The organism is Nocardioides sp. NBC_00850 (genome assembly GCF_045207335.1).
Classification (GTDB): domain Bacteria; phylum Actinomycetota; class Actinomycetes; order Propionibacteriales; family Nocardioidaceae; genus Nocardioides.
Window position 1 is genome coordinate 4286708 of sequence record NZ_CP108845.1, and the last position, 25393, is coordinate 4312100.

At 65.6% G+C, this 25393-nt stretch carries 24 protein-coding genes and 2 pseudogenes; 10 read left to right on the plus strand and 16 right to left on the minus strand.

The window, feature by feature from the left end; all coding sequences use genetic code 11:
• Window positions 1–73 precede the first annotated feature (73 nt).
• Window positions 74–1591 carry an MFS transporter gene (locus OH802_RS20845; RefSeq protein WP_406021650.1) on the minus strand — a complete coding sequence of 506 codons (1518 nt, stop codon included), beginning with the start codon at window positions 1589–1591 and terminating at the stop codon, window positions 74–76.
• 75 nt (window positions 1592–1666) lie between these two features.
• On the opposite strand from OH802_RS20845, the gene OH802_RS20850 reads away from it, so the two are divergent.
• Window positions 1667–2230 carry a winged helix-turn-helix transcriptional regulator gene (locus OH802_RS20850; RefSeq protein ID WP_406021652.1) on the plus strand — a complete coding sequence of 188 codons (564 nt, stop codon included), beginning with the start codon at window positions 1667–1669 and terminating at the stop codon, window positions 2228–2230.
• Window positions 2231–2301: 71 nt separating this feature from the next.
• Here the strand turns inward: OH802_RS20850 and OH802_RS20855 are convergent, their stop codons facing one another.
• The 6 genes from OH802_RS20855 to OH802_RS20880 all read right to left on the minus strand — a co-directional run bounded on the left by OH802_RS20855 (window position 2302) and on the right by OH802_RS20880 (window position 8304).
• Window positions 2302–3663: an MFS transporter gene (locus OH802_RS20855; RefSeq protein WP_406021654.1), complete on the minus strand. Its 1362-nt coding sequence runs from the start codon at window positions 3661–3663 to the stop codon at window positions 2302–2304.
• 182 nt (window positions 3664–3845) lie between these two features.
• On the minus strand, window positions 3846–4847 hold the full coding sequence (locus OH802_RS20860; RefSeq protein WP_406021656.1) for a Gfo/Idh/MocA family protein: 1002 nt from the start codon (window positions 4845–4847) through the stop codon (window positions 3846–3848).
• A complete protein-coding gene (locus tag OH802_RS20865) occupies window positions 4844–5704 on the minus strand; it encodes a sugar phosphate isomerase/epimerase family protein (protein ID WP_406021658.1) in 861 nt (286 codons plus the stop codon). Before OH802_RS20865 ends, OH802_RS20860 begins: the two co-directional genes overlap by 4 nt.
• A gap of 44 nt (window positions 5705–5748) precedes the next feature.
• The gene (locus OH802_RS20870; RefSeq protein WP_406021660.1) at window positions 5749–6327 is read right to left on the minus strand and encodes a VOC family protein; all 579 of its coding nucleotides are present in this window, start codon (window positions 6325–6327) and stop codon (window positions 5749–5751) included.
• The gene (locus tag OH802_RS20875) at window positions 6324–7310 is read right to left on the minus strand and encodes a LacI family DNA-binding transcriptional regulator (RefSeq protein WP_406021662.1); all 987 of its coding nucleotides are present in this window, start codon (window positions 7308–7310) and stop codon (window positions 6324–6326) included. Before OH802_RS20875 ends, OH802_RS20870 begins: the two co-directional genes overlap by 4 nt.
• Window positions 7303–8304: a Gfo/Idh/MocA family protein gene (locus OH802_RS20880; RefSeq protein WP_406021664.1), complete on the minus strand. Its 1002-nt coding sequence runs from the start codon at window positions 8302–8304 to the stop codon at window positions 7303–7305. The genes OH802_RS20875 and OH802_RS20880 overlap by 8 nt, the downstream gene beginning before the upstream one ends.
• Before the next feature lie 139 nt (window positions 8305–8443).
• Between OH802_RS20880 and OH802_RS20885 the strand changes: the two genes are divergently transcribed.
• From OH802_RS20885 to OH802_RS20895, 3 genes are read left to right on the plus strand one after another with little or no spacing between them, the layout of a single operon-like run.
• Window positions 8444–9091 carry a bifunctional 4-hydroxy-2-oxoglutarate aldolase/2-dehydro-3-deoxy-phosphogluconate aldolase gene (locus OH802_RS20885; RefSeq protein ID WP_406021666.1) on the plus strand — a complete coding sequence of 216 codons (648 nt, stop codon included), beginning with the start codon at window positions 8444–8446 and terminating at the stop codon, window positions 9089–9091.
• Window positions 9088–9627 carry an AAA family ATPase gene (locus OH802_RS20890; protein WP_406021668.1) on the plus strand — a complete coding sequence of 180 codons (540 nt, stop codon included), beginning with the start codon at window positions 9088–9090 and terminating at the stop codon, window positions 9625–9627. Before OH802_RS20885 ends, OH802_RS20890 begins: the two co-directional genes overlap by 4 nt.
• A gap of 13 nt (window positions 9628–9640) precedes the next feature.
• Window positions 9641–10474 carry a shikimate dehydrogenase family protein gene (locus tag OH802_RS20895; protein ID WP_406021670.1) on the plus strand — a complete coding sequence of 278 codons (834 nt, stop codon included), beginning with the start codon at window positions 9641–9643 and terminating at the stop codon, window positions 10472–10474.
• A 4-nt stretch (window positions 10475–10478) separates the two neighbouring features.
• Here OH802_RS20895 and OH802_RS20900 read toward each other — a convergent pair whose 3' ends face one another.
• Window positions 10479–11516 (minus strand): helix-turn-helix domain-containing protein, encoded by a 1038-nt coding sequence (locus OH802_RS20900; RefSeq protein WP_406021672.1) that lies wholly within the window; start codon window positions 11514–11516, stop codon window positions 10479–10481.
• A 310-nt stretch (window positions 11517–11826) separates the two neighbouring features.
• Entirely contained in the window at window positions 11827–12228 is a 402-nt protein-coding gene (locus tag OH802_RS20905) for a winged helix-turn-helix transcriptional regulator (protein WP_406021674.1), read from the minus strand.
• A 138-nt stretch (window positions 12229–12366) separates the two neighbouring features.
• On the opposite strand from OH802_RS20905, the gene OH802_RS20910 reads away from it, so the two are divergent.
• Entirely contained in the window at window positions 12367–12954 is a 588-nt protein-coding gene (locus OH802_RS20910; protein ID WP_406021676.1) for a flavodoxin family protein, read from the plus strand.
• A gap of 273 nt (window positions 12955–13227) precedes the next feature.
• Here OH802_RS20910 and OH802_RS20915 read toward each other — a convergent pair whose 3' ends face one another.
• The 4 genes from OH802_RS20915 to OH802_RS20930 form a co-directional block, all read right to left on the minus strand.
• Window positions 13228–13725, minus strand: a complete 498-nt coding sequence (locus tag OH802_RS20915) for a hypothetical protein (RefSeq protein ID WP_406021678.1) — start codon at window positions 13723–13725, stop codon at window positions 13228–13230.
• Window positions 13726–13994: 269 nt separating this feature from the next.
• Entirely contained in the window at window positions 13995–14777 is a 783-nt protein-coding gene (locus OH802_RS20920; RefSeq protein WP_406021680.1) for an SDR family NAD(P)-dependent oxidoreductase, read from the minus strand.
• 719 nt (window positions 14778–15496) lie between these two features.
• Entirely contained in the window at window positions 15497–15967 is a 471-nt protein-coding gene (locus tag OH802_RS20925; RefSeq protein ID WP_406029372.1) for a nitroreductase family deazaflavin-dependent oxidoreductase, read from the minus strand.
• Window positions 15968–16210: 243 nt separating this feature from the next.
• Window positions 16211–18052 carry an AMP-dependent synthetase/ligase gene (locus tag OH802_RS20930; RefSeq protein ID WP_406021682.1) on the minus strand — a complete coding sequence of 614 codons (1842 nt, stop codon included), beginning with the start codon at window positions 18050–18052 and terminating at the stop codon, window positions 16211–16213.
• A gap of 591 nt (window positions 18053–18643) precedes the next feature.
• On the opposite strand from OH802_RS20930, the gene OH802_RS20935 reads away from it, so the two are divergent.
• From OH802_RS20935 to OH802_RS20955, 5 genes are all read left to right on the plus strand, one after another.
• Window positions 18644–19162: a tautomerase family protein gene (locus tag OH802_RS20935; protein ID WP_406021684.1), complete on the plus strand. Its 519-nt coding sequence runs from the start codon at window positions 18644–18646 to the stop codon at window positions 19160–19162.
• A 149-nt stretch (window positions 19163–19311) separates the two neighbouring features.
• Window positions 19312–19614 carry a hypothetical protein gene (locus OH802_RS20940; protein WP_406021686.1) on the plus strand — a complete coding sequence of 101 codons (303 nt, stop codon included), beginning with the start codon at window positions 19312–19314 and terminating at the stop codon, window positions 19612–19614.
• An 88-nt stretch (window positions 19615–19702) separates the two neighbouring features.
• Window positions 19703–20398, plus strand: a complete 696-nt coding sequence (locus OH802_RS20945) for a VOC family protein (protein ID WP_406021688.1) — start codon at window positions 19703–19705, stop codon at window positions 20396–20398.
• Window positions 20399–20858: 460 nt separating this feature from the next.
• Complete coding sequence (locus tag OH802_RS20950; RefSeq protein WP_406021690.1) at window positions 20859–21377, plus strand: tautomerase family protein; 519 nt, start codon at window positions 20859–20861, stop codon at window positions 21375–21377.
• Window positions 21378–21526: 149 nt separating this feature from the next.
• A complete protein-coding gene (locus tag OH802_RS20955) occupies window positions 21527–22444 on the plus strand; it encodes an alpha/beta hydrolase (RefSeq protein WP_406021692.1) in 918 nt (305 codons plus the stop codon).
• Window positions 22445–22721: 277 nt separating this feature from the next.
• Here OH802_RS20955 and OH802_RS20960 read toward each other — a convergent pair.
• The 3 genes and pseudogenes from OH802_RS20960 to OH802_RS20970 all read right to left on the minus strand — a co-directional run.
• Window positions 22722–23151: pseudogene (locus OH802_RS20960) on the minus strand (NAD(P)(+) transhydrogenase (Re/Si-specific) subunit beta); the annotation flags it as partial.
• 136 nt (window positions 23152–23287) lie between these two features.
• A pseudogene (locus OH802_RS20965) lies at window positions 23288–23392 on the minus strand (hypothetical protein); the annotation flags it as partial.
• A 151-nt stretch (window positions 23393–23543) separates the two neighbouring features.
• Window positions 23544–25385, minus strand: a complete 1842-nt coding sequence (locus OH802_RS20970; protein WP_406021694.1) for an acyl-CoA dehydrogenase — start codon at window positions 25383–25385, stop codon at window positions 23544–23546.
• Window positions 25386–25393: the final 8 nt, after the last annotated feature.

Below are 25393 nucleotides of genomic sequence, written 5' to 3' on the forward strand. Positions count from 1 at the left end.
ATCACGCTGGACGGTCAAGAGCGCCAGCGTTGTTGAGCTCAGTGTTCATGCCTGGCGCCAGACCAGTTGCGGGTCAACGCTGACGTACGAAGATGGCCGTGGGGATCGCCGCGACCAGCAGCGCGACCCCGCCGACGGCGAAGCCGAGATGCAGCGCGTTGGTGAATGCCTCCGGAACGGCCTGATCCAGGAGAGGTCGGAGCGCGGCCGAAACCTCAAGACCGGTGCCTTGAGAGGCTGCGTCGACAATGTCGCGTGCGACACCCGGGCCGAGGCCGGCGCCGGCGAGGTCCCTGGTCAGGTTCTGGGGAAACTGAGTCGTCACGAGAGTCCCGAGGACGCTGACCCCGAGCATCGACCCGAACTGGCGAAACGTGTTGACCGTGGCAGAGGCCATGCCTGCCTGCAGGGAGGAGACGCTGTTGACAGCGGCCGCCGTGGAAGGCCCGACAAGGAGTGCAGATCCGATTCCGAGGGAGAGGATGGCGGGCCACATCGCGTCGTACCCATCGACGACGCCCACGCGAAGCAACGCAAGCGAACCCACGCCCATGAGCACCAGGCCGGCGGTGAGAGTCGCGGCGAACCCCAGGGCTCGAACCACGCGCGCTGCAACTGCGCTCACCACAACGTAGCTCAACATCCACGGAAGCATGTGGACGCCGGTGCTCAACGCGTCCAGGTGCGCGACTCGCTGGAGGTAGAGAATCGCCAACAAGGCGATCCCGACGAAGCCGAACATTGCCGAACCTGCAGCAAGTTGGATGGCTGTGTAGGAAGGGCTGCGGAACAACCGGAGGTCGAGCATCGGGTCGCGGTGCCGCAGCTCGACGGCGACGAACGCGGGAAGACTGACCGCCAGGAGCACGTAAGCAGCGATGCTGGGCGCGGTCGCAAAGCCACGCGAGCCGCCCTCGATGATCGCGAACGCCAACGCAGCGGCGGTGACAGTGCCGAGCACGACGCCGACCGGGTCCAGTCTGCGGCTGGGATGCTTGCCTTCATCGATGAAGACGGGGACGAGTACTGCCCCGACCAGCGCGAGGACCACGTTGATCAAGTACGCACTGTGCCAGGAGAAGGTGTCCAAGAGCGCCCCGGAGATCAGGGGGCCGACTGCCAGCCCGATGCCGGCCGTGCTCGCCCACACGCCGATCGCCCGGACCCTCTCATGTTGGTCGGGAAAGGTGTTGCTGACGATCGATAGTCCCGTCGGCATGGCCGCGGCGGCACCCACGCCCATCACGGCCTGCCCTGTGATCAAGACGCCGGCGTTGCCGGCGAGGAAGGCAATCAGGCTCCCGATCCCGACAAGGACGACTCCGGCGAAGTAGGTGCGGCGACGACCGTACAGCTCGCCGAACGTTCCCGCGGACATGAGCAGGCTCACCATCACCAGCGGGAAGGCACTCGACACCCAGATCAGCGTCGGTCCCGAGATGTGCAGATCCTCCTGGATGAAGGACAGTGCCGAGATCGTGGAGGAGACGTTGACGAACGACATCATCACGCCGATGCAAACGACCGCAACACCGATCCACCGGCGCCGCGAGGCAGGGCCGTCCAGGGCGGAGCTCCCGATGTCGGACACCTGACTATTGGAAGGCATAGGCAGGAGCCTATCCTCTGGCTTTGGTGATGCCAAGCCAGGTCTACAATGGTTTCCATGGTCAACGAAACGGTCACCTCGGCCACTGAGTCCGTCGCGGTCATCGAACGACAAGGCGCGTTCGCCGACCGCGACGCCTGGACCGCCGAGGGCATGTGCCGCATGGAGCGCTCTCTCGCCCTGATCGGCACACGTTCTGCCCTTGTGCTGCTCCGCGAGGTCTTCTTGGGCGCGACACGGTTCGAGGACCTCGTCAATCGATCAGGCCTCAGCGAGGCCGTCGCGGCGGGGCGCCTCAAAGAGCTCGTCACACACGGAGTGCTCACCCGCCGCCCGTATCGGGACCCAGGCTCACGAACACGCCAGGAGTACGTCCTGACCGACCTCGGCAGCCGCCTGTTCCCCGTCCTGGTCTCGATGATCGAATGGGGCGAGCTCCTCGACGACGACCACCACACCGGCGTCGAGCTGATCCACAAACAGTGCGGCTCCCCCATCAAGACCGAGATCACCTGCGACAACGACCATCCAGTGACGCTCGGCGACACCGCGGTTCGACTCAAGCGGGAGCCTCGCACTACGCCCAGAACGCGACCGGGCGCGTCACGCGACCCGAGGTAGATCAAGGCACGGGTGTCCTGCCCCCGAGCGAGTCGGTTCGGGGGCAGGACATCTTTATCCAGGCGGTGAGGTCACCGCTCCACGCCGAGGACGTCGGCGTCTGTCGGGGCTACGGTGGCTCGATTGCCTCGGTCGCCGGTCTCGGGAAGCGTGGTGTAGACCGCGAGGCAGATGGCGACGATGACCGTCATGTAGACCGCCACGAGCATCGGGTGCCCGGCTCCGACGAACGAGGCCGCTATGAGCGGCGCGGTACCGCCCAGGGCGGCGATGACGAGCTGGTGCGCGAAGCCGATCCCAGACACCCGGACCGAGGCCGGGAACAGCTCAGCCTGGATCGTCGGATAGACGGCCTGCCATATGCCTAGCACGACCCATCCGGACGCGGCCACCAGAACGTAGATGCCGAAGCCGGGCACGTTGAGCAGGAGAAGCAAGGGGTAGAAGAGTACGACCATGCCGGCGGCGCCGACGATGGGGAAGATCTTTCGTCGCCCGAGCCGGTCCGAGAGTGCACCGCAGATGGGCACGATGATCACCAGCAGTACGAGTCCGATGACGCTGCCGGCGAGGGTAGCGGAGAGATTGCGTCCGGTCGTCAGGTTCGCGTAGGTGGGTAGGAAGGTGGCCCAGGTGTAGTAAGCGACGGCGGGGGCAGACAGCGCCGCGGCCTGGATCAGTGCCTTGGGGTGCTCGCGGAGAAGGCTCTTGAGCTTCGCGGGCGCGGCTTCCTGGTCGACGGCAGCATTCGCCGTGAACTCAGGGGACTCATCCGCACGGGCCCGCAGGATCAGGCCGACCACACCGAGGAGGCCGCCGATCAGGAAGGGGATTCTCCATGCCCAGGTCTCGACCGCACTCGGCGAGAAGGCGGCCGTGACAGCTGCTGCGGACCCGGTCGCAGCGAGGGTCGCCAGGCCGCTGGCCATGTTGGAGAAGGACCCGAACAGGGCCCGCCTGTTCGGCGGCGCGTGCTCGACCATGAAGGCGATCGCACTCTGCTGCTCGGTGCCGGCGGAGATCCCCTGGAGCACGCGCGCCACCAGGAACAGCGCAGGCGCTGCGTACCCGATCGTCGCGAACGGAGGGGTCAGGGCGATGATCAGGGACCCGATGGCCATTCCGGAGATCGCCAGCGTAAGCACGACTCGGCGGCCGTAGCGGTCGGCCAACGGCGAGAGAATGATTCCGCTGAAGGGTCGTACGACGAAGCCGATCGCGTAGGTGAGCAGCGCAGCGACCAGAGACGCGAATGCGGAGTGGCTCGGGAAGATCTGGGCTGAGAAAACAGCCGCCAGCAATCCGTAGATGTACCAGTCGTACCACTCCACGAAGTGGCCGATCGTGCCTGCTATCATGTTGGTCGGTCGCCGGTTTGCCACCGAGACCTCGGGGGCCCCTGCAGGGGCCGATGTGCCGTGCGGGTTCGTCATGAGAAGTCCTCTTTGTGACGGATTGTCGGTTTTTGCGCGCTGACAGTTGGCGGATCAGGGCACACCGAGGCCCGGTTACCGCGCAGGGCGTTCCGTCGGGTGTTGGGTCACCCGAGTGCGGGGCTTCGGATCAGTTGGACGACTGATTCGAAACCCTGTGACAGGACGAGGTTCCTATCGATTCATCGTGGGGCAGTGTTAGTGGCGTGGCTTGACCACTGGCGACCTCCTTGCTCCTGAGTCGGCAGTCCTGCCGCTTCGAGAATGCGATCGAGCAACCTTTGCGTCGCGACGGCCTCGCGCGCGGATGTCAGGGGCGGCTGCCGGTCCGATACGCGGTCCAAGAAGTGGTGCACCGCTTCGGCGAAGCCAAGAGTCTCGGTGGCAGTGGCCCATCCGAAAGCCTCCGAGCTGAGGTCGCGAGTGGTGGTCACGCCGTCGACGGTGACCGCGACCGATTCCGGCGCTCGCACCTCGGCGGACACCCCGGCTCCGTACGCATCGAGCTTCTCGTTCCACGCCCCGGCGGTTCGGGCCGCAACCAGCACACCGGTGTTGCCGGAGTCGAAACGCACCAGCGCGGCGGAACCGTCCTCTTCCCAGGCATCGTCGCCAGCAGCGTGTGCCGACACGTCTACGGGTTCGCCGCCGCAGTACCAGCGCAGCAGATCGACCATGTGGATGGCGTTCTCGAACGTCGCGCGATACTCCGAACCGGGGCGATTCTTCTGGGCGACGCAGAACGCGGCCCCCGCTTCCCCGAACGCTTTTCGGCCGGCGACGTAGGCGGGCGCGTAGCGACGGTTGAAGTCGACCATGAGGATGCGGCCGTACTCGTCGGCCAGGTCGGCCAAGCGCTCCGCCTCGTCGACGGATGGCGCGAGTGGCTTCTCGCAGAACACGTCGAGCCCGTGCCGTAGGCAAGCCTCGACAGCATGCGCATGCTCCGAGCGCGGCGTGAGGACAAACACCGCGTCCAGCTGCTCCCCGGCCAGCATCTCCTCGACGGTCGGGTACACGGCGCTGAACCCCCATCGCCGCGCCAACGGCCCGGGATCCTGTCGACGTGAGACCAGCGCCGCGAGCTCGACGTCGTCGCGGTTGACCAGGGTCGGGAGCTGGGCGATGGAGGCGATGTTGCCGGCGCCGACAACACCCACCCTTGTCCTGGCAGACGCGCTCATCGGGCACCTCCGACGGCCTCGACCTCGGCGAGAGCGGCGCGAACGACCGCCGCGGACCGGGCGAAGCCCACCGCGGGGTCGGGCAGGTCTTGCGGATGCCAGCGGTACTCGTACTCGAGAGACAGCACATCGTCGTAGCCGAGCCTCGCCAGCGTGGCGAGGATGTCGCCCCACGGCACGACACCATCGCCTACGACACGAGAGCGCACCGCGCGCTCGGAGGCCGCGACGCGAGCGGTCTCGGATGCCTGGAACGGCGCGTCCGGGTCGGTGAACACCAGGTCCTTGACGTGCACGTGGCCGACCAGGTCGCCCTGGACACGCAGTGCCTCGTCGAACGGCTCGTCGTGGGTGAAGGTCAGGTTTGCCTGGTCATAGAGCACAAATACCGCGTCGTGGTCGACCTCGCGTACCAACCGAGCAGTCTCACTCGCGGACTGGGTCATCGTCCCGAAGTGGTTCTCGACGCACAGCCGTACCCCGGCCTGGGAGGCCTCTGGACCCAGCGTCCGCAAGGCCTCGCTGAGCCGCTCCCAATGGGCCTGGTGATCTCGGTCCCCGGGATGCCAGGAACCGGCGTAGACGCGGAGCCGGTCCGCACCCACGATCTGGGCGACCTCGATCGCTCCACGGAACTCGTCGACGGCCGATTGCCACACGTTAGCGTCGAGCGCATTGATACCCGTGGTGTAGGGCGTCAGACCGATGATCGGAACACCCAGAGCGTCCGAGGCTCGCTTGGCCTCTTCAGCCGCGCGGCGGTCGCGCAGGGGCAGCCCGGAGCGGTAGTCGTCTTGGTAGATCACCTCGGCGGCGTCGAGTCCGGCGGTCGCGAACAGTTCGATCGCTTCCGTCACGGTCTGCTCCGGGGTGCCCAGGGTATGGCCCGCAAGGCGCATGGTCACTGGTCCTTTCTGGTCAGGTCTTCTGAGGCTGAGGTCCAGTCGGCGGGTCCGACCAGGCGCGGCGGGTTGGCTACCCGGGATCGGTCGACGATCTCCATGAGCAGCCCCCACGGGGTGAGGAAATAGGTCCACCGGTTGCCGGCGACTCGGGGACTGTCGCCAGCCACCTCCTTGCGGTCACCGAGCAGTCGAACACCCGGGATCTCGCGGAGCACCGCGACGGCCTCGTCCACGTCGTCGACGACGAAGCAGAGGTGATGGCCACCGGCGTCGCTGTGTCGCGGGTGCTCCATGCGTCGCTCCGAGGTGGCCCACTCGAACAGCTCCACGTTGAGGTTCGGTGGCATCCGCAGCATCGCGAGCGTGAGGGCCGCGTCCTGGGGAACGTCGAAGTTCTCGGGCATGAACGTTGCGTCCGGCCCGCGGGTCGAGCGGTAGAGCTCCTCTGCTCCCAGCGCCTCGACGAAGAAGCGCACTGCCTCGTCGAGGTCGGGCACCGTGAGAGCGATGTGGTCGGCCCACCGGACTCCGGGGATACGCGGCAGCTCATCGCCGGCACTCTTCGGCGCCGTCATGAGCGCGGCCCGGTCGTGGAAGCGCGAACCTGCAGCTCGGGCTCGAGGACGAGATGCTCGACCGTACCGTTAGTTGCCTTCTTCTCGGCGAGGTCGATCGCGATCCTGCTCATCTCGGCGGTGGGCTGCTGGATCGTCGTGAGCGCGGGGTTGAAGCGTGCCCCCAGCGCCAGGCCATCGAAGCCGATGACCGAGACGTCTCCTGGGATGTGGAAGCCCTGCGCGGTGAGCCCGGAGATGACCCCGAAGGCGGCCATGTCGTTCGCGGCGATGATCGCGGTCGGACGGTCGGACATGGCTGCGAACTGGGCAGCGGCGCGCTCCCCCGCCTCTGTGTCGGAGCCGCTGTCGAGGACGATCGAGTCACCGTCGACCAAGTCATGATAGGCGTCTATACGCTCGTGTGACGTGTAGGTGCCGGAGATTCCGGATACGTAGGCGATCCTCTGATGCCCGAGCGATCGAAGGTGCTCGAAGGCAAGCTCTATGCCGCGGCGGTTGTCCACCGTGACGCTCGGGACGGGCGCATCCTTTTCGAGATGATCGGTGACGACGACTCGGCGCCCGAACTCGAACTGCGTCAGCTTGTCGATGTCGACCCTGGTGGACGGCGCAACGACGCCGAAGGGCGCGTACAGCGACTGCATGGCCTTCAGGTAGCCATCTGCCTGGACCCGGTCACCGTTCGTGACGCAGAGCATGAGCTGGTACCCACGCTCCCCCGCGGCACTAGTCATCGCCTGCGCGAGCTCGGCGTAGAACGGGTTGCTGACGTTCGGCACGATCAGCGGTACGAAGGTGCTCGTCTTGGAGCGCAGCGCCTGAGCGAGCGGGCTCATGGTGTAACCCAGCTCGGCGGCAACGCGCAGCACGTGTTCTCGGGTCTCGGCCCTGACCGCCTCCGGGCGGGAGAAGGCGCGCGAGACGGTCGAGCGGTGCACACCCGCCGCCTTCGCGACGGCGTCGATGCTGAGATCAGCCATGGTTCAGTGCCTTTCGGTTAGCGCGATAGGCACGCCAGATGATCTGCATGACGTCCTCCAGCTCACCCAGGGTCGGTAAGCCACGAAAGTCATCGTCGAGAGTGCGCGCGACGTGCCTTACGAACGGATCGTAAAGAGGGTCGCTGTCCACGTCGATGGAGGCCCGCTCGGTACGGCCGTCCGTCGACGTGAAGATCGCAGCACCATTGGTGTCGATCGAGGCGAACCCGGCCTCGCCGGCCGAGGAGTAGCTGCAGTAGCGCTTGAGGCCGGACTGGGGAAACGCGTAGCCCACCTCGATGACGGCCCCGCGGTCATCTGCCGTGGTCAGCACAAGGGTCGCGTGGTCCTCGACCTTTCCAGCATGGAGGGCATGCGACAACGTCGCGGCACTCAAGGCAGCGGGTTGGCCGCTCGCCTGCAAGAAGAGGTCGACGAAGTGTGGTCCCAGGTTGGCCAGGCAGCCACCGCCGGCGCGGTCAGGGTCGAGCATCCAGGGGTTGCCGTTGTGGTGGTAGCGCTCCGGCGGACCAGCGACGAACGACAACCGTTGATACACCGGTCGCCCTGCCTTTGCGAGCCAGCTGTCGGTCGGTCCGCCCCGCTGGATCAGCGGCACCGTCGCTGGGACACTCGCTTCTTCTGCGGCGCGGCGTACCACCTGGAGCTGCTCGAGCGAGGTACCGAGAGGCTTCTCGACGACGAACGGGATATTCCGCGCGATCAGGGCCTCACACATCTCAACCATGCCGTCGTGGGGGCCGAAGACGTAGGCGAGCTCGATGTCGGGCAGTTCGAGGAGCGTTCGCCAGTCAGCCTCGACCGCGCCTCCCCACAACTCGGCGAGGGCCTTGGCCACGGCAAGGTTGTCGTCGGAGGTCCCGATGACCTGATGCACGTCGGCGATCGCGGCCGCGTACAACGGCACGTGCCAATGCGACGCACCGAGGACGACGGTGCGCGCTCGACGGGGCTGTGCCTCGACGCGGTCCATGGATGTACTCCGTCCTGAAGAATCAGAGCGAACTCAGATTATGAGATCGGTTGCAGAGATCGATTGCAGAAACGTTAAGCAAGGTGCGATGCTCTGTCAACAGGTTGTTTCGGCCAGGTGTACGCCAGAAGGAGTTCGCATGTACCAAAAGCTTCAGACCCTGCGCACGATCGAGGAGTCGGGCGCTGTCCTCATCGTGCGGCTCGACGACGCAGAGGTCGCGGAGCACGTGGCGCATGCCGCGATCGAAGGCGGCTTCCGGGCTCTCGAGATCACCCTGTCGACGCCCGGTGCCATCGACCTCATCAAGCGGCTAACCGCGCAGTACGCGTCGAGCGGCATTGCGATCGGCGCCGGAACCGTGCTGGACGGGCATGCCGCCTACGAGTCGATCAGGGTCGGCGCGAGGTTCCTCGTGAGCCCCCAGCTCAACCCCGAGATGATCCGCGTCGCCAACCGCTACCAGGTCCCGACGATCAGCGGTGCCTTCACCCCGACGGAGCTCGTCGAGTCGGCAGAGGCGGGGGCGGACATCCTCAAGCTCTTCCCGACCGAGAACGCGGGCATCCCCTATGCCAAGGCCGTGCTTGCACCCTTGGCACACCTGCCGATCATGCCGGCCGGCGGGGTGACGACGGAGAATGTCGCTGACTGGTTCGCGGCCGGCGTCGCCGGCGTCGCCGTGGGCGGCGCCGTGACCAAGGCGTGGCAGCCCGATGGCGACTACACCCGGGTCACCACCGCCGCCCGTGACTTCCTCGACGCAGTGCGAGCAGCGCGCCAGTGACCGAGCTGAGCCTGCACATCGTCATCGGGACCGCTGGTTCCGGTAAGTCGACGACCGCGAAGCGCCTCGCTCGCGATCATGCGGCTGCCTACCTGGACAAGGATGCGATGAGCGCCCGCTTCGTCGAGACCATCCTGACCGCCGCCGGCCACGACCCCAACGAGCGAGAGTCGAACGCCCTCTACCGGGAGCACATCCTGCCGCTCGAGTACGACTCACTACTCGATGTCTCCGGCGACAACCTTCGCCTCGGACGACCGGTGGTCATCGATGCGCCGTTCAGTCCCTACCTCGACGACCCCGACTTCATCACCCGCGCAGCGCAACGCTTCGCCTGGCCGCCAGTGCCGGTCGAGGTGGTCCGGGTCCGCACCTCCCCCGCGGCACTTCGACGGCGGCTGCGTGCCCGAGGCCTAGAGCGGGACAGCTGGAAGCTGGACAACTGGGACACGTACTGGTCGGAGCACGGTGAGAGATCCTGTGCCTGGACCGGCGTACGTGTGACCGAAGTCCACAACGACAAGGACGAGACATGAACGGAGTCCTCGCATGATCTCCGGAAGAACGAGTCTGATCGCCCACCTCGGCTATCCAACCGAGACCTTCAAGTCCCCGATGATCTTCAACCCCTTCTTCGAGAAGTCCGGAGTCGACGCGATCGTCGTACCGATGGCGATCAGCGCGGCAGACTTCCCGAGCTTCCTGCCGGAGCTGTGCAAGATCGGCAATCTGCGTGGCGCGCTCGTGACGATGCCGCACAAGAAGAGTGTCCTCGATCTGGCTGACGAGGTGAGCCCGACCGCTCGGATTGCGGGTGCGGCGAACGCCCTGATGCGGCGCGACGACGGCCGCCTCGTTGCCGACATGTTCGACGGAGCAGGATTCGTCAGAGGCGTACGTCGCTCGGGGCGCGAGCTACAGGGCGCGAGCGCGTTGGTCGTCGGCGCGGGTGGCGTCGGATCGGCGATCGCCGCCTCGCTGGCGGCGGCGGGCGTAAACCGGATGGCGCTGGTCGACACCACTCCGGAGATCACCGACTCGCTCGCCGACCGCCTGTCCGACCACTATCCCGGGATCGAGATACGTACGGGGTCGGCCGACCCGGTCGGCTATGACTTGGTCGTGAACGCGACACCTCTCGGCATGAACGAGGGCGACCCACTGCCCATCGACATGGCGCTGCTGGCCCCGACCACGTTCGTCGGCGAGGTCGTGATGAAGACCGAGGTCACCCCGTTCATACGGGCCGCGCGCGAGCGCGGGTGCAGGACCCAGGTCGGCATCGACATGCTGTACGAACAGATCCCGGCCCTCCTGGAATTCTTCGGGTTCAGCACGACCACGCCCGAAGAACTGCGCGGCCTGGCACAGGTCGAGTACTGATCCTCTACGACGCTTCCATCACCCGTGGCGCTCCAAGTGCGCTGTCATCGATCGCCGACCGGATCGACGCATCCACGTCACCGGCGTAGCTCTGACGATACTCACCAGCGGAGATTCCGAAGACGCGACGGAACTCTCGACCGAGGTGACTGGCGTCGTAGTAGTTCCACCGGTGGGCGATGGCAGCGATCGTCAGGTTGGTGTTGAGCAGGTCGTGCCGTACTGCGGCTACCCGTTGTGCGCGGACCACCGACTTCATGGTGTCGCCGGTGAGCTCAAAGGCCCGATGGATGGTACGGGTCGAGACCCGGTGCTCGGCCGCCAAGTCCTCCAGACGGACGGGACCATCCTTGAGCCGCTCAGCGATCGATCGATCCAGCTGGGCCCGCAGCGCCGGGAGGGCGGACTGGTCATTCACGCCAACCCCCTCCGACTGCACGATGCCCGCAATCAGTGCGATCAGCGCCGTCCGTGCTGCCTCCCTCTCCACGGCAGTCATCTCGGGAAGCCCATCCCAGACCTGACCCAAGAAGGTGTGGAAGATGTTGACCAGGGGACGGTCTGACCCCAGGGCCAGCGCCCGCGGGATCGAGGCACTTCCCGCAGCTCTCAAAGCCGGAGCAGGGATCAACAGCGTGCGCTTTCGCAGGCCCTTCGGCACGCTGAAACTGCCCCGACGCACGCCGTCACCGCTCATGATGAGGAGTGCCCCACGGCCGAGCAACGTGTCGGTTCCGTTAACCGAGATCCGCTCCTCACCGGCGCACCCGGCCATCACGACGGCGACGTCCCGGTCAGCGTCTCCATGCATGGCGCTTCGGGGCAGGTAACCATCCATGGGCGGGCAGTCCCAGTCGGTCAGCAGCAGGTCCGCCAGATCGGCCGACCGCACCTTGCCTGCCCCACGGTCGTCGCGAGAGAGCCGAATCCCCATCGGAGCCAGCCGCTCGCGCATGGTCTGCGCCCACAACTCTTCGCGCTCCTCCAGCAGCGCGCGCTGTCCGACCGCCCCATCGACGGAGTATGACGCCGTAATGGTCATAACCACTCCCTGCCTATGTGCCACCAGCCGGTGACTCGGGTGAGACCACGTGCAGGTGTCGTCGCTACCGAGAGGCGCCCATATTGCACGCACGGTCTGTGTCCAGCCAATTTACATGATTGAAACCGACCTCAACTTCAATGTCAATGCCTTAGTGTTCGAATTTGCCCAAGGGACCAGCTCGCCCAGAGGTGTCAGTCAGGTGTGGCTTCAGCGGCGCGCGCTGACCGAGACGTACGGCATCAGCCCGGCCGAGCAGGGACCTCATACTCGGCCGATTACAAACCAGGTCACCTGTGCACGCCCCAGGTCAGAGGGTTCCGCGCGTTCCGTCGTAGCGCTCGCGCGCCGCGAGGACGTCACCCATTCGGCCTTCCAGCAAGCGGATGAGGCTGAGAATGCGCTCCGCCATCTCGCGCCCGAGCGGGGTCAGCTCGTAGTCCACGCGGGGCGGGTTGGTGGGCTGGGCTTCGCGATGCACGAGCCCGTCGCGCTCTAGCGCGTGCAGCGTCTGCGACAGCATCTTCTCGCTCACTCCATCGACCCGGCGGCGCAACTCGTTGAAGCGCAGCGAGCCTTCGTACAACGCTCCCAGGGTCAGTCCGCCCCAGCGACCCGTCACGTGCTCCAGCGCGCCGCGTGAGGGACAGGCCCTGGCGAACACGTTGAACGAGAGGTCCTGGTCCTCCGCGCGCACGTGGGTGTTGTTCATGCCTCGAGCATACTCGACGGCAGCGCTACCCAGAAGATTGCGCTATCTAGTAGTTAGTGCCATCCTCTGGTTACCGCCTTTGAGCAGCATGTGAGCTGCCATTGCCCTGCGGTCTGAACCTTCGTTTGAGGAGCAAGCATGTCCACTCCCGTTGTCTCCGTCGCTTATCACTCCGGCCACGGCCACACCGCCGTCCTCGCCGAGGCCGTCCGGGCAGGTGCCATCGGCGCCGGTGCCGAGGCTCACCTGATCGAGGTGGATGACATCACCGAGGAGCAGTGGACCCTGCTCGACGGCTCGGACGCGATCGTGTTCGGTTCGCCGACCTACATGGGCACCGCCTCCGGCGCCTTCCATGCCTTCGCCGAGGCGAGCGCCCCGCGCTTCCCCACCCAGGCGTGGAAGGACAAGCTGGCCGCCGGGTTCACCAACTCCGGATCCAAGAGCGGCGACAAGCTGCACACTCTGCAGTTCTTCCAGATCCTGGCCGCGCAGCTCGGCATGCACTGGGTCAGCCTCGGCCTGCTTCCCGGCTGGAACAGCTCCACCGCCTCCGAGCACGACCTGAACCGTCTGGGCTTCTCCCTGGGCGCGGCCGCCCAGACCAATGTCGACGAGGGGCCGGAGGGTGTCCACAAGTCCGACGTGGCGACGGCCGAGCACCTGGGCCAGCGGGTCGCCGAGACCGCGAGGATCTTCCTGGCCGGCCGCGCCCAGGTTGCCTGATCGCTTCTGCGCGCTCCAGGTGCGGTGTGCCCAGATGACAAATTCCAAGGGCTGTCAGTGAGAGTCTCGGCAGCCAAGCGGGCACGTGCAGAGCCCGACGAGTCGCCATCCACAACCGTAGGGGCGGCCCCCTCGAGCAGCACGGTCAACTGAATGGCGAGTCCAGGCGGATCAGGAACTCCAGCCTCGGCCGCGAGCTCGGCAAGCGATTGGCGCCCCGCCCCGGCGCCTAGGAGCGCCAGGAAATCTGCGCGTCCCCATGATCCGCGGAAGTCATCTCGACAGCCGAGTTGATGAAGGAGCATCCTCGGTAACCTGACTACTCGACCCTCGCGAAGGATGTCGAAGGTCGCCAGGATCAGCTCCCGCGCGGCGAGGGTGGTGCACGTCGCTCGACCTCACGCCGACCTCCGCGGCGTTCATCTCGCCACGCCGCTCGAGGTGGCCGCAGCCCGTCCGTCCTTCGAGCCGAAGTTGCGGTGGAGCGACGTAGCGCAAGGCTCGAGGACGGGCGGGCCTCCTCGGTGTCCACAGTGCCGAGGTCTTCATCGGCGTGTTCATCGGTGCGGTGACTTTCACCGGCTCGATCGTCCCACTGTTGTCGGTGACGATGCGCTCGTCGGTCTTCGTCAGCGCGGCGTTGCCGCCGTTGGCGGCAGCCACGTCGACGGTCACCGAGCCGTTGCGCGTGGCGGCGACGATCCCCTCGGTGATCAGCTTCGGGGCGGGCGACCCGGGATCATCGCTGTGGTGATGACGATGTCGGCCCACCTAGCTCCCCGTCGTACATCGCCGCGGTGGCAGCCTCCTGCTCGGCGGTCATCTCTCTCGCGTCGCCGTCGGTGCTGACCTCGCCGGCACTGCTCACCGAGATGATCACCGGACCGAGAGCAGGATCCGGTTGCTCAACAATCCCGTAAGGTTCACCCACGCGGCCAACCGGATCGAACGGTTGCCCGCCAACCTCGGGGAGCCGGGAGCGCACCGCCGGCGTTCTGGCAGAAGAAGGCGACGACCAAGACGTCATCGACCAGCTGTGGTCAGGGAATTGAGATGAGTTCTCCGCCGTCGATCGGAATCAGGGCGCCGGTGATATAGCCGGCGCTTGGGCCGGTCAGGAAGGCAACCAACTCGGCGATCTCCTCGACGCTTCCGATCCTGCCGAGCGGATTCACCGGGAGATCATTGCTCTCCAGGTAGTCCAGGACCGGCCGTGCCATCTTGGTATCGACCAAGCCCGGCACCACCGCGTTCACCCGGATCCGGTGTTTCGCCCACTCGAGCGCGCAGGACCGGGTGAGCATCGCCAGTCCCGCCTTGGTGATGTTGTAGGGACTGAGGCCGACGGCCGGATACAGCGCGGCGGTGCTGGCCACGTTCACAATGGCTCCGCCTTCGATCATCAGCTCCCTCGCCCGGCCCGACAAGTACCACGGAGCGGTCAGATTCACCGCGATGACCGCGTCCCAGTCGTCCTTGCTGATGCGCTCAAGCCGTCGTGCCGGCGGCATCACGCCCGCGTTGTTGACCAGGATGTCCAGTCGGCCCCATCGGTCACGGATTCGGTCAATCAGCGCGTCAATGTCAGCGGTGTCTGTGAGGTCCGTCCGCACTGCCATCGCGTCGTCCCCGAGCTCATTTTCGAGTAGCCACAATGGCTCCAGACTGCGTGCCGCGAGCACGACCGCCGCTCCGTCCGCCGCGATACGACGGGCGATCGCCGCCCCGATCCCCCTGCTCGCACCCGTCACCAACGCCACCCGACCGCTCTGCTGCGGTGCATCACCCAACCCGTGTGCCAGGTCTCCTGCAAGCGTGCTCATGTAGAACTCTCCTTCAGACGTAAGTGGATTCCCGGCTGGCGCGTCACTTGCCTATAGCGCAGACAGTGCCGACCAGCGCCAATTCCAGGACCTTGGTGGGACAGGTGCCGTGCGTCGAAGGCGCGCCGCCGTGAGAACGCCGGCACCTGAGTTCCTCGTCCGAAGACCACGGCTCCAGCGGCGGCATACCGCCCGATCTGGCACGTTTTCGAACGGCGCGGGGCTCGACGTCGAACTCCGCCTAGCATCACGCGACCCGAGAGTGACCTGGTCTCCAGCCAGCGCGAACCGACAGGCCGGGCCGCGACCTTGGGGATCGGTGTAGCCGACAACTGCACTGGTTCGGACACAGTGGCTGCCTCCGGGCATCGCTCAGTAACGGTCAAAGGACTGGAAACCTTGCGGAAGACGCATGCTTTCGTTCCACCTACCCATCACGCCCGAGAGCGTTTCGCAGCGACACGGATGATCAGTTTTCCGAAGTTCTCACCCCTCGGCATCCCGGGAAGGCGGCCGGCGCATTCGCCGCTGGTGCATTCGCCGCCGGTGCATATCGACGACGTCTTCGCGGTGCCGCAAAATCTCTGATCTGCACAGACTGTCACGCGGCGGCACGTGGTGCCCCCGTCGCCATCGATCTGGAGTTCACCTGCGCGTGGGCGGACCTGGGCTTCGCGAGCGCCATGGCACCTCTTCGGGTATGAACCAGCGGTGCCACCTCAGTGCTCCTCGGGCGCCGGTTCCAGAACGAAAACCGGGATCTCCCGGTCCGTCTTCTCCTGGTAGTCGGCATAGTCCGGGAACGCCTCGACGGCGCGAGCCCACCAGATGGCCTTCTCGTCCCCGGTCACCTCGCGTGCCACCATGTCCTGGCGTACCGGGCCGTCCTGAAGTTCCACCCGAGGGTTGGCCTTCACGTTGTAGTACCAGACCGGGTGCTTGGGCGCTCCTCCCAAGGAGGCGACGGCGACGTAGGAGCCGTCGTGCTCCACCCGCATGAGCGGGGACTTGCGGATCTTGCCGCTATTCGCGCCCAGGGTGGTCAGGATGATGACAGGCAGGTCCCGCCCTTTCGGACCCATCAGCTCATTCAGCGTCGTTCCTTCCGTACCACCGGAGCTTTCGTACAGCTCCACGTGGTCACGTACCAACTTCATCGCGCTCGGCTCATACTCGCCTTTAAGTGGCATCGCCAATCTCCATACTGTCGAAGAGTCTTCGTTGCGGCGCGCTTCACCGATCGCGCCGGACCTTTGGGGTTGACCTGCAAGTCGCACGAACAAGATGTGCTGACCGTCAGGCCAAACGTACGAGCACCCGGCCCCAGCGACGTAGGTCGAACCCGCCCAACACTGGTACAGAAATGACACGAACCCAGCCCGAGGACCCCGACATCCGCAATCGGGCGACCGAGCCCGTTGGGGCGTCCGTACCTATTTGACGTAGAGCTCCTCGATCTCCGCTGCGTACTTCCTGACAACGCTTCTGCGCTTGACCTTCATCGTGGGGGTGAGCTCCTCGCTCCCCGGCTGCCAGTCCGCGGCGAGGACCCTGAACTTTTTGATCTGCTCCACGCGTGACAGCTGACTGTTGGCTCGCTCGACACCGGCCGCGACCTCGGCGATCGTGACCGGGTCGTCCACCGACCTCCCGCCGGCACCGTCAGGATCTAGCGTGATCAGCGCGACGTTGTATGGCCGGCCGTCACCGATGCACACCGCCTGGCCGATGTAGGGGCTCGAGGACTTCAAGCAACTCTCGATGCTGGCGGGCGACATGTTCTTGCCCGCCGCGTTGATGATGATCTCCTTCTTCCGGTCGATGAGGCGCACGTAGCCGTCCTCGCCGATCGTCCCGATGTCTCCGGTGTGCAGCCAACCGTCGGGATCGAGGGCCTCGGCGGTTTGCTCAGGCTTGTTGCGATAGCCCTTCATGACGGTCGCGCCTCGCACGAGCAGCTCTCCGTCGTCAGCGACCTTGACCTCGAGGCCTGGGATCGGCCGCCCGACCGTGCCTACCCGTATGCGGTCCGGCGCGTTGGCGGTCATGACGCAAGACGCCTCACTCATGGCCCAGTTCTCGCAGAGCTGGATCCCGGCGGCCGCGAAGAATTCGAACACGTCGGGGGGTGTCGGCGCCGACCCGGTGAGGAACCAAGCAGCCTGGTCCAGCCCGAGCTCGCGGCGGATCTTTGACCCGACGATCGCCGATGCGACCTTTGCCTGCAGCTGCAGCGTCAGAGGTGCAGGCTTGCCCGCCTGCACGACGCGAGCGTTCTTGATGCCGATGTCCATCGCCCAGCGCATCAACTTGCCGCCGATGCCTGGCCGTGACTCGAGATCTGCCTCGAGGCCGGCCTTCGCCTTCTCCCACATGCGGGGCACCAGCAGGAACGCCGTCGGTCGAACCTGCTGCGCGATCTTCATCACTGTGCGCGGATCCGCGCACGACGTCACAGTGAAGCCCCATACCGCCAGCGGCGAATAGTGTCCGGCCCACCGATCACCGATGTGCGCAGCAGGCAAGAACGAGATGGTGCGACCACCAGGCGTGACGGGCAACACCTGCTGCAGGGCCCCGATCTTGCTCATCATGTTGGCGTGTGTCAGCTGCACACCCTTGGGTGGGCCCGTCGTTCCGGACGTGTAGATCAGGGTGAGGATGTCGTCGGGGCTGACCGCGGACCACGCCGCCTCGAAGTCGAAGTCCGAATGGCCGTCGCCGAGCTTCTGCACCTGCTCGAGGCTGATCATGCCACTCGGCTCGCCGTCCACCACCACGATGTGGTCGATCGGCGTACCACCGTCGCGCACAGCAGTGAGTTGCTCGACGAAGTCACGCTCGGTGACGACGATCTTGTTGCCGGCGTCAGCGAAGATGTACTCGATCTGGGCCGGGGCGGACGTGTTGTAGACCGAGAACGCGAGAGCACCCAGGTGCATGACAGCGAGGTCCACAACGTGGAACTCGGGGCGGTTCGTGAGCATGATGCCCACGGTGTCTCCGCGCTTGACGCCCAGTGCCGCGAGACCGGCAGCGACCCGTCGAACCTGGTCGGCGAGGGCGCCGTACGTCAACGAGACACTGTCATCGGGAGCGCGAACAGCAACCTGCTCCGCCTGAGCAGCCGCGGTGATCTGGAAAGCCTCACACACCGTCCGCGCTCGCAGCGCACGTTCGAACGCCTCGCCAACGGCAGCATTGGCGGTACTTGTTGCCTGCATGTGGTGCCTACCCTTCAGTTGTCGCCACGGTGCGAGCGCGTGCTCGATCATCAAGCGGTTCCACACACCCGGAAGGAGTGTCGAGTCCAGCCTCGTCTGGACTCGACGCCGGGTACATGTACAAATCCGTCACAGTTCGGGACTGACGTGCCAGCGGCCGCTCGCCGATCCCCGCTAGGGATCGCCGAGCTCGGGGAGCACACGCCGCCCAGTTCTGGCCGCAGCAGGCCACGACCACGACGTCGTCGACCAGCAGCGGTGATGGCGTGGAAGGCGTGGCGGCGTTCCTTCCTGGGGACGGAAGCCGGACGTTCGTGGGGCGCGCGTCCGCATGCCTGAATTGTGGGAGGACTGGGTGGCGGGTTGAGTGTCGCTCTCAGCGAGTTCGACCTGGGAGTGAGACCGAGCTGGGGCGTGTCACTTCTGTACCGATGTTCGGCAGGTTCCGCCTAGGGCGCTGAGCCGCGGGCTCGTACATTGAATGTGACCAACAACACATTCCATCCGAGCGGCTCATAAGTCGAGATCTGGTGGTACGACGCGATCCGCGAGGCCAGTCCGGGCAGCCGAACGGTCGTGACGGTGCTGACGGCATCCCGTTTCCACACTGACAAGTCCATCAAGTAGACGAAGGAGCACACCATGCCGCTGTGGCAGCTGTTGATCCCGGAGAATGCCTTTACCCCCGCGGAAAAGGCTGATCTGGCCGAACGGATCACGAACATCTACTCGTCTGACTTCTCGCGGGAGAACTTCGGCTTCGAGCTGCCGAAGTTCTACACCTCTGTGGTCTTCCACGAGATCAAGGAGGAGAACTACTACGTGGGCGGCGTGCCGCGCAAGAACTTCGTCCAGATCGAGGTCGTCCACATCGCTCGTTCGAACGAAGGGGCTGCCGCCTCCCAGGGCACCACAGTCGAAGAGATCCTCCGGCGGTACTACGAGAACATCAACGGGTTCCTCAAGCCGTACTTCTTCGACCGCGGCTACGAGGTGGAGTTCCATGCCGAGAACGCGCCCTTCGAGAACTGGCGGATCGACGGCATGACGCCGCCGCCCCCCAACTCCGCGGCAGAGGCGCGCTGGTACAAGGAAAACCGGAGCTCGCCGTACGACGCCGTGGACGCGGACGAGGCCGAGCGGCTGATCGCAAGCCGATGAGTGCTTCGGGCTGAAACGTGCTCGCCTGCCTGAAGGGCCAGGTGATCGCATCAACCTGAACCATGACCCGGGGTGCGTGCCGCGACGCGGCACGCACCCCGGCCATCCCCGTGAACCGTTTACAAGACATTGACTGAAATGAGGAGACGATGCGCGAAGACATCGAGTTCGACGCAGAGGGCGTGACGCTGCGTGGCTGGTTCTACCGACCCGACGGTGTGTCTGGTGAGTTGCCGTGCATCATCCTGAGTCGCGGATATTCGTGCACCAAGGAGATGGGTCACTCGCGTGGGCGTCCCAGTAAGAGAAGCCCGATCGGCTTCCGCGGCGTACTCGACGGCACGGTCGAGGCTCGGAGGGTCTTCGACAGCACGGTCACGCTGGACGAGGTCCCTGACGCCTACCGGTCGATGGATGCGCGCGAGAGCCTGAAGGTCCTCGTCACCTTCTGACGCAGTCGCCACCTGTGTGGCAACGCTGTACCGACATCGGGCAATTTTCTATGACTCGATGGGTGCAGAGCGCTTCCAAACTGAGGGCATGACATCAACCAGGATTCCCCGCCTCCGTCAGGCCACTCTCGTTGCGCGCGATCTTGAGGCGGTCGTCGCGGAACTCCGCGAGGCGCTTCCGCTGGGCGATCCGTTCCGCGACCCGGTGGTAGGCCCATTGTTCGGTATCCACAACGCCGTGATGCCGCTCGGCGACACCTTTGTCGAGGTCATCTCTCCGGTCGAGGAGAACACGACTGCTGGTCGGCACCTCGACCGGCTCGGTGGCGATGGCGGGTACATGGTGCTATTTCAAGTCGATGACCTCGCCGTCGCGCGCGCCCGTATCGCCCGGCTCGGCTTTCGGGTCATCTTCGACTACGAGGATGGGGGCGACACGGACGTTCATATCCACCCGAAGGATGTGCCCGGCGCGATCGTCGCGCTCGACCACATGAAGCGGCCGGAATCCTGGCGCTGGGCCGGCCCGGACTGGATCGAGCAGGCTCCGGCGGTGACGGGTCCGGGCAGGGTCACGGGAGCGACCATGACTGCACTTGAGCCGGCGAAGCTCGCAGCCACATGGGCCGCCGCCCTCGGCACTGAAGCGGACGGGGATCGGATCGTTCTCGACGACGGCGAACTGCGCTTCGTGGCCGGTGAGCGAAACGGACTCGCCGCCTTTCACGCCGAGGGTCTGGAAGCCGATGTCACCATCGGCGGAGTCGACTTCGTTCGCGCCTGACGCTTACCGAGTACGCGGCCCGGTCCCACAGCGAGGCGGTGCACCGCTTTCGGTGCGCCTTGTCCTGCACGTCCGTGAGCGGTCTCGGGCGTAGCGGACTCGTTCTGGAGGCCTCCCAACGTGGCACCCGGCCCGGCATGTCGGCTCTTCAGCGGCTCTCGATCTGGCTGGGCGCGAATTCCTCGAGGCGCAAGCGCAGGAGGCCTCGACCTGGGAGCGAGAACGCTATGGCGCATGTCACATCTGTACCAGTGTTCGGCAGGTTCCGCCTAGGTCGCTTACGCCGCGCGCTCGTAGGTTAGATGTGACCGACCGCACATCTACCCGAGCAGCGCACCATTCGAAATCTGGCTACGACGCGATTCGCGGGGCGCGTTCACAGAGCCGAGCGAATCGGGTCGATGCTGACGGCATGCCCTACACACCGACAGGTTCAGCACACTAGAAGAAGGAGCATCTCATGCCGCTGTGGCAGTTTTTGATTCCGGAGAATGCCTGCACCGCCGAAGAGAAGGCCGAGCTGGCCGAAAAGATCACGAACATCTATTCGTCTGACTTCTCGCGGGAGAACTTCGGCTTCGAGCTGCCGAAGTTCTACACCTCTGTGGTCTTCCACGAGATCAAGGAGGAGAACTACTACGTGGGCGGCGTGCCGCGCAAGAACTTCGTCCAGATCGAGGTCGTCCACATCGCTCGTTCGAACGAAGGGGCTGCCGCCTCCCAGGGCACCACAGTCGAAGAGATCCTCCGGCGGTACTACGAGAACATCAACGGGTTCCTCAAGCCGTACTTCTTCGACCGCGGCTACGAGGTGGAGTTCCATGCCGAGAACGCGCCCTTCGAGAACTGGCGGATCGACGGCATGACGCCGCCGCCCCCCAACTCCGCGGCAGAGGCGCGCTGGTACAAGGAAAACCGGAGCTCGCCGTACGACGCCGTGGACGCGGACGAGGCCGAGCGGCTGATCGCAAGCCGATGAGTGCTTCGGGCTGAAACGTGCTCGCCTGCCTGAAGGGCCAGGTGATCGCATCAACCTGAACCATGACCCGGGGTGCGTGCCGCGACGCGGCACGCACCCCGGCCATCCCCGTGAACCGTTTACAAGACATTGACTGAAATGAGGAGACGATGCGCGAAGACATCGAGTTCGACGCTGAGGGCGTGACGCTGCGTGGCTGGTTCTACCGACCCGACGGTGTGTCTGGTGAGTTGCCGTGCATCATCCTGACGCACGGTTTTTCTTGCACCAAGGAGATGGGTCTGGAGCCCTTCGCCGACGCGTTCGCCGATGCCGGTTTCGCCTGTGTGGTCTATGACCACCGGGGGTTCGGTGCCTCGGACACCGCGCCGGGCAAGCCGCGGCAGGAGATCGACCCGTGGGAGCAGATCCACGATACCCAGCACGCCATCACCTACGCGCACGGCCGGCCCGACGTCGACGCGTCCCGGATCGCGGTGTGGGGGTCCAGCTACGCCGGAGGTAATGCATTCGTGGTCGCTGCCATCGACCGGCGCGTCAAGGCCGTGTGCGGTCAGGTGCCAGCGGTCTCGGGGCGTCGCAACTTCGAGGCAGTTGTGCCCAAGGAGTACTGGCAAATGGCGTGGGACGGGCAGGCGGCCGATCGCCTGGCGCGAGCTCGCGGAGAGGCGCCTGCGATGATTCCCGTGGTCACCGCAGACCCGACCGCGCCAGCGGTGATGGCAACGCGCAATGCCTACGAGTACTTCTCGGCCTACGAGGGGACCGGGTGGCGCAACGAGGTGACGCTGCGGTCGACGGAGCAGGGCTACGAGGCAGGAGAGTTCCTCAAGTTCGTCGCTCCCACGCCATTGCTCATGGTGCTTGCCGAGGACGACAATGTGACCCCGGCTGAGTGGGCTAAGGAGGCCTACAACACCGCGGCGGAGCCCAAGAAACTCGTATGGATGCCGGGCGGCCACTTCGACGCCTACACCGGTGAGGGCTTCAAGGTCGCGTCTGCTGCGGCACTTGAGTTCTTCACCGAGCACTTGTCGCACGAGGTCTCGGACTCGGCACTGGTCTGAACAGGGATCCGCCCGGTGCACCCGCACCGGCCATAGGCCTGCCACAGCGGTCAAGGCCAGGACGAAGCCCCTGTTGGTGTGCTGGCGTGACCGCACCTGGTCGCGGACGCTCATGTCGTGCGTATCTGCTGGCGTCCCGCACCCAAGGCTATGGAATGTGCGGCGACGAAGTTGACGCTGACTCAACCGCTGACTCAGCACGCTGGCTCAGCGGTTGATCAGTTGCCTAGCGAGTCGACAGGTGCGATCCGGGTTGCTTCTGCTCGGCGTACGACCCGGCACCCGAGGACCCGACCAGGGCGCCGGTCACGATCAGCAGATCGTTGCCGAGCAAGAAGCCCGAGGCTGCCGCGGCCCAGCCCGAAATAGGAGTTGAGCATCGACACCACAACCGGCATGTCACCACCACCGATGGAAGCGACGAGGTGCCAGCCCAGGGCCAGGATCGTGAGGACCGCGAGCAGGACGTCGGCGCCGGTGCTGTCTTGGGTGTCGAGGGACACGTAGACGATGGTCAGGATCGCGAACAGCACCAGCGAACCAACGTTGACGACGTTCTTGCCCGGCAACATCAACGGCGCGGAGGAGATCTTCGCGGGCAGTTTCAGGTTGGCCACGATCGAGCCGGTGAAGGTGTCCGCACCGATGAAGATGCCGACGATCTCCTCGTCCAGCCGCGGGTTGAGCATCGCGATCAGAATGGCGCCGGGCTGCAGCCGGTCTCGTTGGGCGAGCGTCGGCGCGTTCACCCCGACGACCGACGACCAAGTCATCGGCCAGCAGGTCGCCCAGCTTGGCACCCGCGGCGAAGTACGCTTCGTCGGTGAAACTGGCCGACTCTCCGGCGCCCGACTCGACCACCACCTCGTAGCCGAGCCTCTGCAGCGCGGCGACGGTCGTCGACGTCGCCGCGACCCGCGTCTCGCCCGTCCGCGCCTCCTTGAGCACCCCGACGGGTCACCGCGTCTCCCCGACCTCGAGATGAGTCACGGCGGCCGGGCGTCGGAGGAAGGCAAGCGTCAGGTTGCCATGTCGGATCCTTTCGATGAGACACCCCCCGGCGGGTGATGCCGGGGCGACGCGTCTTGGTCGACTCGCGTCACAAGCTGTCGGGGTTCACATCGCGACACAGTGCTTCTCGTTGCGCCGCTACGCCGAGCCAGGCGCCGATGCGGGGCAGCTCGTAAGCGAAGAAGTACTTCATCGCTGCGATACGTCCCGGTGCCTCGCTGTGGTCGCTGTGCGTCGCAGCCACAGCGAGGTCGAGGTGGATCCAGGCAGCCACGACGTGCCCGAAGCCTTGGAGGTACGGAGTGGCGTTGGCGAGAGCCTCTGACGGGTCACCGGTTGCCCACGCTTGCTCGGTGGCGACCAGCAGGTCGTCCCAGGCACCAGCAAGCGCGTCCGCTTCTGCGCGCAGGCCAATCCGCTCCGCTGCGTCGATCGTGCCACGGACCTCGACCCCCAGCGCGTCGAGATGTGCACCCTTATCCATACGCACCTTGCGACCCAGCAGGTCGAGCCCCTGGATGCCGTGGGTGCCTTCGTGGATCATGTTAAGTCGCTGGTCGCGCCAGTACATCTCCACCGGCCAGTCTCGCGTGTACCCGGCACCACCGAGCACCTGGATCGCGAGGCTGTTTGCCTCCAGGCACCATTCGCTCGGCCAGCTCTTCACGATCGGTGTCAGGATCTCGAGCAGCACGGAGGCTCGCTCTACCTCGGCGGGCGAGCCAGTCGACTGGTCGTCGAGCAGCCGGGCGGCGTAGAGGGCCAAGGCAGTGCCACCCTCGGCGTACGCCTTCTGCGCGAGCAGCATGCGCTTGACGTCGGCGTGCTCGATGATCGGGACCTGGGGTAGCGACGGGTCTTTGCCGGTCGCTGCTCGGGGTCGGCCCTGACGGCGGTCCTTGGCGTATTCGAGGGCCGTCGCGTAGCCGGCCATACCGAGCGAGGACGCGGCCAGCCCGATCTCGATGCGCGCGGCGTTCATCATGTGGAACATCTGGCGCAGACCATCGCCGGGTCGGCCCACGAGGTAGCCAATGGCGCCCTTGCTCCCGCGAGGTGTGTGTGTGCCGTCCCCGAAGGTGAGTGCGGTGTTGGGAGTACCTCGATGGCCGATCTTGTGGTTGAGGCTGACCAGCGTGACGTCGTTGCGTTCGAGCAGTCGAGAGTCCTCGTCCACCAATACCTTGGGAACGATGAAGAGCGAGATGCCCTTGGTGCTGGGATCGACCGATCCGTCTTCACGGGGGATCTTCGCCAGGACCAGATGGATGATGTTCTCGGTCAGGTCGTGCTCGGCCGCTGAGATCCACATCTTGTTGCCGGTGATCCGGTAGCGCGGGCCGAGAGGCTCAGACTCGTGGTCCTGACCGTCCGGCACAGCGCTCGTCGTGATGTCGGCGAGGGAAGAACCCGCCTGCGACTCGGAGAGGCACATCGTGCCTGTCCAGCGGAACGCCAGCTCTGGCACGGCGAACACTCGCTTCTGCGTCTCCGTGCCGTGCTCGATGAGCAACGAGGCGTTGGCGTCGGTCAGCATCGCAGGTGCGAGGTTGTGCCCCGAAGCGCCGAAAATGACCCTCGACGCCAGGTCGAGCGTCCGCGGCAACTGCATGCCGCCGAACTCGACGTCGTGACTGGCCGCAAGGATGCCCAGGTCCCGGTAGGCCTCGAACGCCAGATGGGTCTCCTTCGGGGTCACCACCCCTCCGTCTGCCATGTATGGCTCCTGCTCGTCGCTGATGCGGTACGCAGGCTCGAACCGGTTCGCGGCGACCTCGGAAGCGGCTTGGAGAAGCTCATCGAAAGTCTCACGACCGTGCTCCTCGAACCGGGGCCGGCTGGTGAGCTCGTCCACCTTCAGCCAGTCGTGCAGCAGGAAGTCCAGGGCCGGCAGCAACTTGCGCTGGAGGACCGTCTTGCCCGTGGTCATGCCTCCCC